Genomic DNA, 13,126 nt, shown 5'->3' with positions numbered 1-13,126 from the left:
CCTTTTTTGTGCACCAAGCAACCTTATGCAAAGCAGCAGCACTTTATTCCCCGTGGCCCTGCTCAGTGCCGAGCGCCGCGGCGATCTCAGCGAAGACGTGTATCGGATCAAGGCCGGTAACGGCCCGGATCCCAGCGTCGAGATCGCCATCACCCGTCTGGGGCTGGCCGATCAGGCCCAGGCCCAAGGCGTGCCGGTCATTCTCCTGCATGGCAGTTTCTCCAATCGGCGCTTCTGGTATTCGCCCAAAGGGGTTGGCCTGGGCGCCTATCTTGCGCGCGCCGGTTTCGATGTATGGATTCCGGAAATGCGTGGCCATGGCCTGTCGCCGCGTAACCTGGACTGGAAGCACAACAGCGTTGCCGCCTACGCCCGTGATGACCTGCCGTTGATCAACGCGTTCGTGCGCGAGCAGTCGGGCCAGGCGCCGCACTGGGCCGGCCATTCCCTGGGTGGCACCACCCTGGTAGCAGCGCTGGGGGGTGGTTTCCTGGCCGCCGAGCAGGTGGCCAGCGTGGCGCTGTTCGGCACCCAGATCAGCCGTGTCTATTGGCCGTTGAAAGTGCCACCGCTGGCTTGGGGGGCCAAGCTCGTGCTCAAGCGTTGGGGGCAGATATCCGGGCCACGCTTCAAGCGTGGGCCTGAAGACGAGCCGATAGGCCTGGCCCTGGAGAGCATGCGCTGGCACGGCCTGTTCGGGCGCTTTGGCGACAAGAAGCACGATTGGTGGGCGGGGCTGGCAGAGGTGGATGTGCCGCTGCTGGCGGTGGCCGGCGCTGGGGACTTCCAGGATCCGGTGTGGGCCTGTCGCAAGCTGTTCGAGCAGTTGGGCGGCGAGCGCAAGCAGTTCCTGCGGCTGGGTCGTGAAGAAGGTTTCGAGGCCTTCGGGCATGTCGACATGCTGGTGAGCAAGGCCGCGCAGGTGCAGGTGTGGCCGCTGGTGGAGCGCTGGCTGCGCAACCCGCTGCTGCCGGTGCATGCGTCCACTGTCGTTGCGGAACCTGTGCCTGCCAGCTGAGTTTGCTGTACCTGTCATGGCCTCTTCGCGGGTGAACCCGCTCCTACACCGGATAACGGCGCGTTCCTGTGCAGGAGCGGGTCACGCGTGGAAGGGCCGAGACAGGATGAATACAAATGACTGCCCGGTCCCGGATGACTGCGACAGCCTCCAAGGTGTAGCCTTGGCCGATACCCGCTTTCGTTGTGACTGACAGGAGCTTCCCATGCAGCATTACGTAACGCCCGACCTGTGTGACGCCTACCCGGACCTGGTACAAGTGCTGGAGCCGATGTTCAGCAATTTCGGTGGCCGCGATTCGTTCGGTGGCCAGATCGTCACCATCAAGTGTTTCGAGGACAATTCGCTGGTCAAGGAGCAGGTTGAACTCGACGGCAAGGGCAAAGTACTGGTGGTCGATGGCGGGGGGTCGCTGCGGCGTGCGCTACTTGGCGACATGCTCGCCGAAAAAGCCGCAAAAAACGGTTGGGAAGGCTTGGTGATCTACGGCTGTGTGCGTGATGTCGATGTGTTGATCCAGACCGATGTCGGCGTGCAGGCCCTGGCCAGTCACCCGATGAAGACCGACAAGCGCGGTATCGGCGATCTCAACGTTGCGGTGACCTTCGCCGGGGTAACCTTCCGCCCGGGCGAGTATGTATATGCCGACAACAATGGCGTGCTGGTTTCGCCGAGCCCGCTGAAAATGCCGGAGTAATGCGCCGCGCGCGCTGATGGAGCTTGGATGTTAGAGGAAGACAACGCGCAGTGGGGGCTGGTGCATGCCCTGGTGCTCGATGGCAAAGGCGGCGCGCGCTCGATTGCCCGTACCGAACTGGATGACCTGCAGCTGCAACCGGAGCAAAGCCTGTGGCTGCACTGGGACCGCAGCCATCCGCAAACCCGTACCTGGCTGTTGCACGACAGCGGCCTGAGCGAGTTCGCCTGCGAACTGCTGCTGGAAGAAAACACCCGGCCGCGCCTGCTGCCCTTGGCGGACGAACAGCTGTTGCTGTTCCTGCGGGGGGTCAACCTCAATCCGGGCGCCGAGCCCGAAGACATGGTTTCGGTACGCATTTTCGCCGAGGCGCAGCGGGTTATCTCGTTGCGCCTGAGGCCTTTGCGCGCCAGCGATGAAATTCTCCAGCTGCTGGAACAGGGCAGGGGACCGAAATCGGCCTCAGAGCTGTTGCTGTTGATGGGCGAACTGCTGACCGAAAAGGTCCAGGGCCTGGTCAGCGACCTGGCCGAGCTGGTCGACCTGGAGGAAGAAAAGGTCGAATCCGACGAGCGGTATACCCCGGAGCAGGGCAGCCTGCAGCAGATCCGCCGCCGTGCCGCTGGCTTGCGCCGCTTTCTCGCCCCGCAACGGGAAATCTACGCGCAGTTGTCGCGCAGTAAATGGAGCTGGTTCGCCAATGCCGACGCCGATTACTGGAATGAACTCAACAACAGCCTGATCCGCTACCTCGAAGAGCTGGAACTGGCCCGTGAACGCGCTGCGCTGGTGCTGGAAAGCGAAGACCGGCGGCGCAGCGAGCGGATGAACCGCACCATGTACCGCTTTGGCATCATTACCTGCATCTTCCTGCCCATGAGCTTTGTCACCGGGCTGCTGGGCATCAATGTCGGCGGCATCCCCGGGGCGGAAAACCCTCTGGGCTTCCTGTTCGCCTGCATTGTCGTGCTGGGGTTGGCCGTGGGGCAGTGGTGGCTGTTCCGGCGGTTGCGGTGGGTATAGCTGTGCAATTTGAAACATTCGTCCCAACGGGATGTGTGACCCGTTGCCCGGCCATCTCGTCTCTTGCTGACACTGCGCGAGGTGCCCATGCACGATCCGTTTGAAGAATCCCTGCGTGACCTGCTCAAGGCGTCACCCTCCGGCAATGACCGGGACGACCGGGACGACGCCGCTTGCCTGGGTCGCGTGCTGAAAACCGCCAACCGCCAGGTTGGCGCGGGTGATCTGTTCAGCCTGCTTGGTCGCTGGTGCCAGGCGCTGCTGATTGCCGTGAACAATGGCTCGGCGCACGTTGCGCCGGTGCGTCGACACTCTTCCCGCAACGCTGCCAGCGGCAGCAAAGCAGATAAGGCCGATTGAATATGGAACTCGATCTCTGGACCCAGAGCCTGGTCACCGCGATGACTGCCCTTTGGACCAAGGTAGCGAACTTCATCCCCAACCTGTTCGGCGCGCTGGTCGTGGTGCTGCTCGGTTTCGTGGTGGCCAAGCTGCTCGACACGCTGCTGTCCAAACTGTTGGCCAAATTTGGCCTGGACCGCCTGATGGCCGGCACCGGCCTCACCAAGATGCTCGGCCGGGGCGGTATCCAGGTGCCGATCTCGACCCTGATCGGCAAGATCGTCTACTGGTTCGTGCTGCTCATCTTCCTGGTCTCGGCTGCTGAATCGCTGGGCCTGGAGCGGGTTTCGGCGACCCTCGACATGCTCGCCCTGTACTTGCCCAAGGTGTTCGGCGCGGCCCTGGTGCTGCTGGCCGGCGTGCTGCTGGCGCAGGTGGCCAACGGCCTGGTGCGTGGCGCTGCCGAAGGTATCGGCCTGGAATACTCGGCGGGCCTGGGGCGTATCACCCAAGGCCTTGTGATCATCATCAGCATCTCGGTGGCCATCAGCCAGCTGGAAGTGAAAACCGACCTGCTGAACCACGTTATCGTTATCGGGCTGATTACCGTTGGTCTGGCTGTTGCCTTGGCCATGGGCCTTGGCAGTCGCGAAATCGCCGGGCAAATCCTGGCCGGCATATACGTGCGCGAGCTATACCAAGTGGGCCAGCAGGTGCGGATTGGAGAGGTCGAAGGGCATATCGAGGAAATCGGTACGGTGAAGACGACGCTGCTGACCGATGATGGCGAATTGGTGTCGCTGTCCAATCGCGAGCTGCTTGAACAGCGCGTCAATAGCCGCTAACCGCACAAAAGCTGTTAATGTATGCCGCCGCGAAATTCGACCCACGGGGTCGCGCGGCGACATTGACCTGACTGTCGGCCAGATCCGTTTTGAATAAAGTTCATTCGCCGCCCATGCGCTATGACCCCCGCGAGCTCACAGACGAAGAGTTGGTGGCGCGTTCGCATGAGGAGCTGTACCACGTTACCCGCGCCTATGAGGAGCTCATGCGGCGCTACCAGCGGACCCTGTTCAACGTCTGTGCGCGTTATCTGGGGAACGACCGTGACGCGGACGATGTCTGTCAGGAAGTGATGCTGAAAGTGCTGTACGGGCTGAAAAACTTCGAGGGTAAGTCGAAGTTCAAGACCTGGCTCTACAGCATCACCTACAACGAGTGCATTACCCAGTACCGCAAGGAGCGCCGCAAACGTCGGTTGATGGATGCCTTGAGTCTGGACCCTGTTGAAGAGGCGTCCGAAGACAAGGCTCCGAAACCGGAAGAAAAAGGCGGGCTGGATAAGTGGCTTGTGCATGTGAACCCGATTGACCGTGAAATTCTGGTGCTTCGTTTTGTCGCAGAGCTGGAGTTTCAGGAAATTGCCGACATCATGCACATGGGCCTGAGCGCCACGAAAATGCGATACAAGCGTGCGCTAGACAAGCTTCGGGAGAAATTTGCCGGCCTTGATGAAACTTAGTGGCGTGCAAATATCTCTAACGAACCGGTGAGTTCTGCTAGACTCGCCGTCGAGTTGTCCCTCTTGTTTGTGGTGGGACTGCTTAACTATCACCAGATGGGGATTTAACGGATGAAATTGAAAAACACCTTGGGCTTGGCCATTGGTTCGCTTGTAGCCGCCACTTCGATTGGCGCTATGGCACAAGGTCAAGGCGCCGTCGAGACTGAAATCTTCTACAAGAAAGAATTCTTCGACAGCCAGCGCGACTTCAAGAACGACGGCAACCTGTTCGGCGGCTCGATCGGTTACTTCCTGACCGACGACGTTGAGCTGCGTCTGGGCTACGACGAAGTACACAACGCTCGTGGCGAAGACGGCAAGAACATCAAGGGCTCGAACACTGCCCTGGACGCCGTTTACCACTTCAACAACCCGTACGACGCCATCCGTCCGTACGTTTCCGCTGGTTTCTCGCACCAGTCGCTGGGCCAGACCGGCCGTGGCGGTCGTGACCACTCCACCTTCGCCAACGTTGGCGCTGGCGCCAAGTGGTACATCACCGACATGTTCTATGCCCGTGCCGGCGTAGAAGCTCAGTACAACATCGACCAGGGCGACACCGAGTGGGCCCCGAGCGTTGGTGTTGGCCTGAACTTCGGCGGTAGCCCGAAGCAAGCTGAAGCTGCTCCTGCTCCAGTTGCTGAAGTCTGCTCCGACTCCGACAACGACGGCGTGTGCGACAACGTCGACAAGTGCCCAGACACCCCGGCCAACGTTACTGTTGACGCCGACGGCTGCCCGGCTGTTGCCGAAGTCGTTCGCGTTGAGCTGGACGTCAAGTTCGACTTCGACAAGTCGGTCGTCAAGCCTAACAGCTACGGCGACATCAAAAACCTGGCTGACTTCATGAAGCAGTACCCACAAACCACCACCGTGGTTGAAGGTCACACTGACTCCGTGGGTCCAGACGCTTACAACCAGAAGCTGTCCGAGCGTCGTGCCAACGCCGTCAAGCAAGTCCTGACCCAGCAGTACGGCGTAGAATCCAGCCGTGTTGACTCGGTTGGCTACGGCGAAACCCGTCCGGTTGCTGACAACGCCACCGAAGAAGGCCGTGCTATCAACCGTCGCGTTGAAGCTCAGGTAGAAGCCCAGGCCAAGTAATTGGTTTGAAGCTTCATGAAAAACCCGGCCTCGGCCGGGTTTTTCTTTGCCTGGGGTTTAACCGGCCTCGAAGGCTGCTCCTGCAGTCAGCCTGCGATTGCGATCCGCCCCACAGCCTGCTGCTCCCCAACCACCTCCCCAATCACCAAAATTGCCGGGCTACGCAAGCCAAACCCCCGTGCAGCTTCCACCATTCCCTGCACATCGCTTCTGCACTCCCGCTGTTGCGGCAGCGAGGCATTTTCGATCATCGCCACCGGCATTTCCGGCGCCATACCCCCCGCCAGCAATCCCTGGCGCACCTGTTCCAGCCGCGCCACCCCCATGTAGACCACCAGTGTTGTCCCGCCCTGAGCCAAGGCTGCCCAGTTCAGCTCGCTATCGTCCTGGGTGTGCGCCGTCACCAGCGTCACCCCTCGGCTCACGCCCCGTGAAGTCAGGGGGATCCCGCACTGCGTGGCCCCGGCCAGGCCGGCGGTGATGCCATTGATCACCTCCACTTCGATGCCATGGCCCTGCAGCCACAGTGCCTCCTCACCGCCACGGCCAAAGATGCAAGGGTCGCCGCCCTTGAGCCGCACCACGCAACGGCCCTGTCGCGCGTGGCGCAGCATCAGGCGCTGGATGAACGCTTGCGGTGTAGAGCGGCAGCCGCCGCGCTTGCCCACGGTCATTACGCGGGCCTGCGGGCAATGCTCGAGCACTGCCGGGTTGACGAGGTCGTCGACCATGACCACGGCGGCTTGCTGCAACGCACGCACTGCCTTGAGGGTGAGCAGTTCAGGGTCACCAGGGCCGGCACCGACCAGCCATACTTTTGCATTCATCAGGGTTTCCTCATCGGCAAGGTGCGTTCAGCCCTTGAGCAGGGTGAACAGCAGTATCAGATTGATCAGCAATGACAACAGGGCCAGGGTGCGCCACACCTTCAGCGGCTCGCGTTCCAGCAGCGGCCGGGGCCGGCTGGGCAGTTCCTGGCGATCGCCGCGCTCGAGCAGCAGCAACCAGTGTTCGGCGGTTTCGAAGCGCTGCGCCGGGTCGCTCGCCACGGCCTGCAGCAGGTTGTGCTGGAGCCATTCCGGCAGGTCGGGTCGGTAGCGCGCGGCGTTGACCGGCTGGCCGAAGCGCGGGCGCTGGAAGGCCTCAACCTCGCCGTACGGGTAGTGTCCGGTCAGCAGGTGGTACAGGGTCACGCCTACTGCATACAAGTCCTGACGCGGGCTGGGCGCGTGGCCATCGAATGCTTCCGGGGCGATGTACGAGGGCGTGCCGGGTAGCTCGTGCAGCGGGTCTTCGGACAGGCCCGGGCAATAGGCCAGGCCGAAGTCCAGCAGGCGCAGCTGCCCATCGCGGCCCAGGTGCAGGTTGTCTGGCTTGATATCGCGGTGCAGCAAGTTGCGCCGATGCAGCACGCCTACTGCCTGCAGCAGTTGCCGGGCGACCTCCAGCCATTGCGGCAGGGGCAGCGGGCCTTGTTCGGCCAGCAACGCCGCCAGGTTTTGGCCGGGATATTCGCGCATCACGTAGTACAGGTGCTGGCGCTGACTGGCGGTGTGTAGCTCGGGGAAGTGCCGGCCGGCGATGCGGCGCAGAAACCACTCTTCCAGCAACAGCCCTTGTGCCGCCCCCGGTTCCTGTTCGCGTGCCGTGGGCAGGGTCTTGAGCAGCCAAGGCTGGTTCTGGCTATCGCGTACTTTGTACAGCAAGGACTGGCGGCTGTGCGCATGCAGTGTTTCGACCTGCCAGCCGTCGATCACCTGGCCCTCGCGCAGCAGGCCGGGCACAGGCCACTGTTGCAGTTGTGCCAGGGTATCGCCCAGGTTGGCCGTGCCCAGTTGCTCGACTTGCACCAGCAAGGCGCTGGCGTTGTCCTTGCTGCCATTGAGGTGGGCACTGGTGACCAGGGTGTCGGCGGCCAGTTGCAGGTCGGTTTGCTCGCGCAGCACGGCCTGGATGTGCTGTTCGCCCAGGCTGGCCCAGACCCCGTCGCTGAGCAGCAGAAAGCACTCGCCCGGTTGCAGCTCGCCCTCCAGGTAATCCACCAGCAGGTGCTGGTCCAGGCCCAGTGCCCGTTTCAGTACATGCTGCATGCCCGGTTGGTCCCATACATGGTCTTCGCTCAGGCATTGCAGGTTCCCCTCGTGCCAGCGGTACACCCGACAGTCGCCGACATGGGCCAGGGTAAAGCGCCTGCCGCGCAACACCAGCGCGCTAAGTGTGGTCAGCAACGGCTGGCCGCTGCCTTGGGCGCGCAACCAGCGGTTTTGCGCCAGCAGCAGGCGGTCGAGGGCCTGGGCCACGCTCCAGGTGGCCGGGGTGGCGTAGTAATCCAAGGCCAGGGCCTGCAGGCTGGCGCGCGCCGCCAGGCCGCCGTCGGCACATTGGCTGACGCCGTCGGCCAGGGCGAACAGGTAGCCTTTGCTGGCGGCCAGCTCTGGTGCCGGCGTGACCAGGCGCAGGGCGTCCTGGTTTTCCGCGCGAGGCCCGGTGGCGCTGGCCTGGGCGAAGCTCAGTTGCAGACTCATCGGCGTGCCTCAGACCCGCGCTGCAGTGACTGCAGTCGAGCCCCAGGTGGTGCGCCAGCGCTGTTTCACACCGTGCAGGCCGAACCAGGCCAGCAGGCCCAGGCTGGCGAACAGCCATAGCCCCAGCTGGTAATCGCCCGTGTGCTGCTTGATGGTGCCCAGCCCGGCCGCCAACAGGAAGCCGCCGATGCCACCGGCCATCCCGATCAGGCCGGTCATTACCCCGATCTCTTGGCGGAAGCGTTGTGGCACCAGTTGGAAGACTGCGCCATTGCCGGCCCCCAGGCCGAGCATGGCGCTGACGAACAGCGCCAGTGCGGCCGCGGCAGAGGGCAGGTTGAAACCGACTGCGGCAATGCAGATGGCGGCCACGCTGTACATGCCCAGGAGGGTGCGGATGCCGCCAAAACGGTCAGCCAGGGCGCCTCCGAGCGGGCGCATCAGGCTGCCGGCGAACACGCAAGCGGCGGTGTAGTAGCCGGCGGTAACCGGGTTCAGGCCGTATTGGTCGCTGAAGTAGCCGGGCAGGGCGCTGGCCAGGCCGATGAAGCCGCCGAAGGTAACGCTGTAGAAGAACATGAACCACCAGCTGTCACGGTCGCCCAGTGCCTTGAGGTAGTCGGCCATGGCTTTCGGCTTGGGCCGTTGCGGAGCATTGCGCGCCAGCAGGGCGAACACCACCAGGGCCAGTGACAGCGGGATCAGGGCAAAGCCGAATACATTGTTCCAGCCAAAGCCTGCTGCCAGTGCCGGTGCCAGCAAGGCTGCGAACACCGTGCCGGAGTTGCCGGCGCCGGCGATGCCCATGGCCTTGCCTTGGTGCTGTGGCGGGTACCACTGCGAAGCCAGCGGCAGCGAGACGGCGAAGGACGCACCGGCAAAGCCCAGGAATACACCTAGCAGCAGTGCCTGTTCATAGCTGTGCACGCCAAGGTACCAGGCTGCAGCCAGGGCGAGGATAACCACCAACTGGCCGATCAGGCCGGCAGTCTTGGGCGACAGGCGATCGACCAGAACGCCCATGGCAAAACGCAGGAGCGCCCCGGCCAGGATCGGTGTGGCGACCATCAGGCCCCGTTGTTGTGCGCTCAGTTGCAGGTCGGCAGCAATCTGCACCGCCAGCGGGCCCAGCAGGTACCAGACCATGAAGCTGAGGTCGAAGTACAGAAACGCGGCGAACAGCGTGGGCACATGCCCGGATTTCCAGAAGCTGGTACTCATCGAACACCTCACTCGGTAGTGCAACGGAACGAAAAAGACGCCGCTACCCGCTCCACGGGCGTGGAGGGGAGAGCGACGTCTTTGTCGGGATTCAAGTGGGGTAACCGCCGTTGGCTACCGGTGAGATTTGTTCAGCAAGAGATGGGCCAACTGTTGGTAGGGTTTGTCTTAAGGTCTTCAGCGCCTGTTAAATCGAGCGCCGCCCGCGCGGCGCATCGCGAGCTGCGCTCGCTCCTACGTTTGTTTTTGGCCAGTAACGCCTGTTACAGGCGCGCGCGACCGCCTTGTTTGTACGGTGCGATCTTGCGCCATACGCCAAAGCGTTCGCGCGCAAATGGCACAGAAATAATTGGCCCGAAACAAACGTAGGAGCGAGCGCAGCTCGCGATGCGCCGCGCGGGCGGCGCTCGATCTGCGTTTGTTTTTGGCCAGTAACGCCTGTTACAGGCGCGCGCGACCGCCTTGTTTGTACGGTGCGATCTTGCGCCATACGCCAAAGCGTTCGCGCGCAAATGGCACAGAAATAATTGGCCCGAAACAAGCGTAGGAGCGAGCGCAGCTCGCGATGCGCCGCGCGGGCGGCGCTCGATCTGCCAGGCGCCAAAAATCTCACGCCCAGCGCATCAGCCGAGCATCTCATGCATGGCAATGATCTGTTCGGCCACCTGGATCAGCTTCTGCTGCCGGCTCATGGCCTGGCGACGCATGAGGGTATAGGCCTGCTCTTCGTTGCAATCCTTCATCTTCATCAGCAAACCCTTGGCCTGCTCGATGCGCTTGCGTTCGGCCAATTGCTGGTCGCGCGCAAGCAACTGCGCCTTGAGTGCCTGGTCGCTTTCGAAGCGGGCCATGGCCACATCCAGGATCGGCTGCAGCCGCGCAGCATGGATGCCCTCGACAATATAGGCGCTGACCCCTGCCTGAATGGCCTGGCGCATCATCCCGGGGTCGTGCTCGTCGGTGAACAACACGATGGGCCGCGGCTGGTCACGGCTGACCAGCACTACCTGTTCCATCACGTCACGGTCTGGTGAGTCGGTATCGATCAGCACTACGTCCGGGCGCACCGTTTCGACGCAGGCGGGCAGGTCGATGGTCAGGTCCGGGGCTTCAATGATTTCGAAGCCGGCCTCACTCAATGCCGCCCGGAGACGACCTAGCTTGCTCTGGGTGTCGTCGATCAGCAGGATGCGCAACATGTTCGTCCTCCCCCCTCACACGCCGACACGGGCATCGGGCAGGTCGCCCAAGGCATGCAAGCTGAAACTTCGGGCATAGCCGAAGGGGTCGCTGCCGTCCCAGCGGGAGCCATCGATCAGCAGGCTGCTGCGCATCGGCTGGCCCGGGCAAGCGATGCCCAGGCTCTGTGCGGCCTCGCTGTACAACTGCAGTTGCTGGACCTGCCGGGCCACGCCGAGGTAGTCGGGGTCTTCGCGCAGCAGGCCCCAACGGCGGAACTGGGTCATGAACCACATACCGTCGGACAGATAGGGCAAGTTGGCCCGCCCTTGGTCGAACAGGCGCAGGGCATGCGGGTCTTGCCATTGGTTGCCCAGGCCGTCCTCATAGTGGCCGAGCAGGCGAGGGGCTATGCTGTCCAGCGGGGTGTCCAGGTAGGTGCTTGCGCTCAGCAGTTGCGCGGTGCTGCGGCGGTTTTCCGGGCTTTGCTCGATGAACCGGCTGGCGGTGAGGATCGCCTTGATCAGCGCGCGGGCGCTGTTGGGGTATTGCTCGGCAAAGGCGCGCGCGCAGGCCAGGACCTTTTCCGGGTGATCCGGCCAGATCGACTGGCTGGTGGCCAGGGTGAAGCCTTGGCCTTTGGCCACGGCGTCGGCGGCCCAGGGTTCACCGACGCAGAAGCCGTCAATGCGCCCGGCCTGGAGGTGTGCAGCCATTTGCGCCGGTGGCACCACGACGCTGTCGACGTCGCGCAGCGGGTGGATGCCCTGGCTGGCCAGCCAGTAATACAGCCACATGGCGTGGGTGCCAGTGGGGAATGTCTGGGCGAACGTCAGGCGTGCGCCATGCTGGTGCACCAGGCGCGCCAGCGCCTCAGGGTTGGTCACGCCCTTGCGCTGCAGGGCAGGGGACAGGTTGATAGCCTGGGCGTTCTGGTTCAGCCCCATGAGCACGGCCATGTCGCTGGCAGGTACGCCGCCAATGCCCAGGTGCACGGCGTAGACCAGGCCATACAGGCAATGCGCGGCGTCCAGCTCGCCGCTGACCAGCTTGTCGCGTAGCCCGGCCCACGAGCCCTGGCGCTTGAGGTTGAGGGTAAGGCCGTGCTGCTGGGCGAAGCCCTGGGTGGCGGCGACCACCACCGAAGCGCAGTCGGTCAGGGCCATGTAGCCGATGTTCAGGCTGGTTTTTTCCGGCGCATCGCTGCCGTTGACCCAGGCCAGGGGCGTTGCTCGGGGTACAGTGTTCACAAGAGTCCTCGCCCTTACTGATAAGGCTGTGGGCTGAACGGGTGCAACCGATGTGCCAAGCGCTCCACGATTTGCTGTCCTGTCAGCCCCTCGCTGGCTATAATCGCCCCCTCACTCACCCTGAGCCTTGCCCGCCCATGTATACCCTGGCCCGCCAGCTGCTGTTCAAGCTTTCCCCGGAAACTTCCCACGACCTGTCCCTGGACCTGATCGGCGCCGGTGGCCGTATGGGCCTCAACGGCATGCTGTGCAAGCAACCGGCGTCATTGCCGGTTTCGGTCATGGGCTTGAACTTCGCCAACCCGGTGGGCCTGGCTGCTGGCCTTGACAAGAACGGCGCGGCCATCGACGGCTTCGCCCAGTTGGGCTTCGGGTTTGTCGAAATCGGCACTGTCACCCCGCGTCCGCAGCCAGGCAACCCCAAGCCGCGGTTGTTCCGCCTGCCGGAAGCCACGGCCATCATCAATCGCATGGGCTTCAACAACCTGGGCGTTGATCACCTGCTCGAGCGCGTACGCGCGTCGCGCTACAAGGGGGTGCTGGGCATCAACATCGGCAAGAACTTCGACACACCGGTCGAGCGTGCCGTCGATGACTACCTGATCTGCCTGGACAAGGTCTACACCGCCGCCAGCTACATCACGGTCAATGTCAGCTCGCCGAATACCCCGGGCCTGCGCAGCCTGCAGTTTGGGGACTCGCTCAAGCAGTTGCTCGACGCCCTGGCCGAGCGCCGCGAGCAACTGGCCGGCACACACGGCAAGCGCGTGCCGCTGGCAATCAAGATTGCGCCGGACATGAGCGACGAAGAAACGGCGCTGGTGGCCGCCGCGCTGATGGAGTCGGGCATGGATGCGGTGATCGCCACCAACACCACGCTGGGCCGTGAAGGTGTCGAAGCATTGCCATACGGTGGCGAGGCGGGCGGCCTGTCGGGCGCGCCGGTGCTGGAAAAGAGCACCCATATCGTCAAGGTGCTGGCAGGTGAGCTGGGCGGCAAGTTGCCGATCATCGCCGCCGGTGGCATTACCGAAGGCCGCCATGCTGCTGAAAAGATCGCGGCCGGGGCGAGCCTGGTGCAGATTTACTCGGGCTTCATTTACAAGGGGCCGGCGCTGATTCGCGAAGCGGTAGATGCTATCGCGGCAATGCCGCGCTGACCTGACAGGCCCATTCGAGGGGGCGTGGGTACGGCTGATG

Annotated in this window: 13 protein-coding genes; 8 read left to right on the top strand and 5 right to left on the bottom strand. The window is 63.2% G+C overall.

Going from position 1 to position 13,126, the window contains the following annotated elements; translation table 11 throughout:
- Positions 1 to 25: 25 nt before the first annotated feature.
- The 7 genes from ACE4QZ_RS18390 to ACE4QZ_RS18360 all read left to right on the top strand — a co-directional run bounded on the left by ACE4QZ_RS18390 (position 26) and on the right by ACE4QZ_RS18360 (position 5,751).
- Positions 26 to 1,018 (top strand): alpha/beta fold hydrolase, encoded by a 993-nt coding sequence (locus ACE4QZ_RS18390; protein WP_031322849.1) that lies wholly within the window; start codon positions 26 to 28, stop codon positions 1,016 to 1,018.
- A gap of 205 nt (positions 1,019 to 1,223) precedes the next feature.
- Positions 1,224 to 1,715: a ribonuclease E activity regulator RraA gene (rraA, locus tag ACE4QZ_RS18385; RefSeq protein ID WP_021785500.1), complete on the top strand. Its 492-nt coding sequence runs from the start codon at positions 1,224 to 1,226 to the stop codon at positions 1,713 to 1,715.
- A gap of 27 nt (positions 1,716 to 1,742) precedes the next feature.
- A complete protein-coding gene (locus tag ACE4QZ_RS18380; RefSeq protein ID WP_021785499.1) occupies positions 1,743 to 2,738 on the top strand; it encodes a zinc transporter ZntB in 996 nt (331 codons plus the stop codon).
- Positions 2,739 to 2,825: 87 nt separating this feature from the next.
- The gene (locus ACE4QZ_RS18375; RefSeq protein ID WP_028697557.1) at positions 2,826 to 3,098 is read left to right on the top strand and encodes a hypothetical protein; all 273 of its coding nucleotides are present in this window, start codon (positions 2,826 to 2,828) and stop codon (positions 3,096 to 3,098) included.
- Positions 3,099 to 3,100: 2 nt separating this feature from the next.
- The gene (locus ACE4QZ_RS18370; protein WP_003248659.1) at positions 3,101 to 3,925 is read left to right on the top strand and encodes a mechanosensitive ion channel family protein; all 825 of its coding nucleotides are present in this window, start codon (positions 3,101 to 3,103) and stop codon (positions 3,923 to 3,925) included.
- Positions 3,926 to 4,038: 113 nt separating this feature from the next.
- Positions 4,039 to 4,605 carry an RNA polymerase sigma factor SigX gene (gene sigX / locus ACE4QZ_RS18365; protein WP_003248665.1) on the top strand — a complete coding sequence of 189 codons (567 nt, stop codon included), beginning with the start codon at positions 4,039 to 4,041 and terminating at the stop codon, positions 4,603 to 4,605.
- Positions 4,606 to 4,716: 111 nt separating this feature from the next.
- Positions 4,717 to 5,751 (top strand): OmpA family protein, encoded by a 1,035-nt coding sequence (locus tag ACE4QZ_RS18360; RefSeq protein WP_003248667.1) that lies wholly within the window; start codon positions 4,717 to 4,719, stop codon positions 5,749 to 5,751.
- An 86-nt stretch (positions 5,752 to 5,837) separates the two neighbouring features.
- Here the strand turns inward: ACE4QZ_RS18360 and cobA are convergent, their stop codons facing one another.
- From cobA to ACE4QZ_RS18335, 5 genes are all read right to left on the bottom strand, one after another.
- A complete protein-coding gene (cobA, locus tag ACE4QZ_RS18355; RefSeq protein ID WP_021785497.1) occupies positions 5,838 to 6,578 on the bottom strand; it encodes a uroporphyrinogen-III C-methyltransferase in 741 nt (246 codons plus the stop codon).
- A gap of 27 nt (positions 6,579 to 6,605) precedes the next feature.
- Positions 6,606 to 8,276: a bifunctional protein-serine/threonine kinase/phosphatase gene (locus ACE4QZ_RS18350; RefSeq protein ID WP_021785496.1), complete on the bottom strand. Its 1,671-nt coding sequence runs from the start codon at positions 8,274 to 8,276 to the stop codon at positions 6,606 to 6,608.
- Positions 8,277 to 8,285: 9 nt separating this feature from the next.
- Complete coding sequence (locus tag ACE4QZ_RS18345) at positions 8,286 to 9,497, bottom strand: nitrate/nitrite transporter (protein ID WP_410480107.1); 1,212 nt, start codon at positions 9,495 to 9,497, stop codon at positions 8,286 to 8,288.
- Positions 9,498 to 10,120: 623 nt separating this feature from the next.
- A complete protein-coding gene (locus ACE4QZ_RS18340) occupies positions 10,121 to 10,696 on the bottom strand; it encodes an ANTAR domain-containing response regulator (RefSeq protein ID WP_003248677.1) in 576 nt (191 codons plus the stop codon).
- A gap of 15 nt (positions 10,697 to 10,711) precedes the next feature.
- Positions 10,712 to 11,926, bottom strand: coding sequence for a CmpA/NrtA family ABC transporter substrate-binding protein (locus ACE4QZ_RS18335; protein WP_103443925.1), 1,215 nt, complete (start codon positions 11,924 to 11,926; stop codon positions 10,712 to 10,714).
- Between the two features lie 137 nt (positions 11,927 to 12,063).
- On the opposite strand from ACE4QZ_RS18335, the gene ACE4QZ_RS18330 reads away from it, so the two are divergent.
- A complete protein-coding gene (locus ACE4QZ_RS18330) occupies positions 12,064 to 13,086 on the top strand; it encodes a quinone-dependent dihydroorotate dehydrogenase (RefSeq protein WP_021785461.1) in 1,023 nt (340 codons plus the stop codon).
- Positions 13,087 to 13,126: the final 40 nt, after the last annotated feature.

The sequence above is a fragment of the Pseudomonas sp. DCA-1 genome, from assembly GCF_046523955.1.
In the GTDB taxonomy this organism is placed as follows: Bacteria; Pseudomonadota; Gammaproteobacteria; order Pseudomonadales; family Pseudomonadaceae; genus Aquipseudomonas; species Aquipseudomonas putida_Y.
This window is presented reverse-complemented; position numbering and strand designations above follow the sequence as displayed.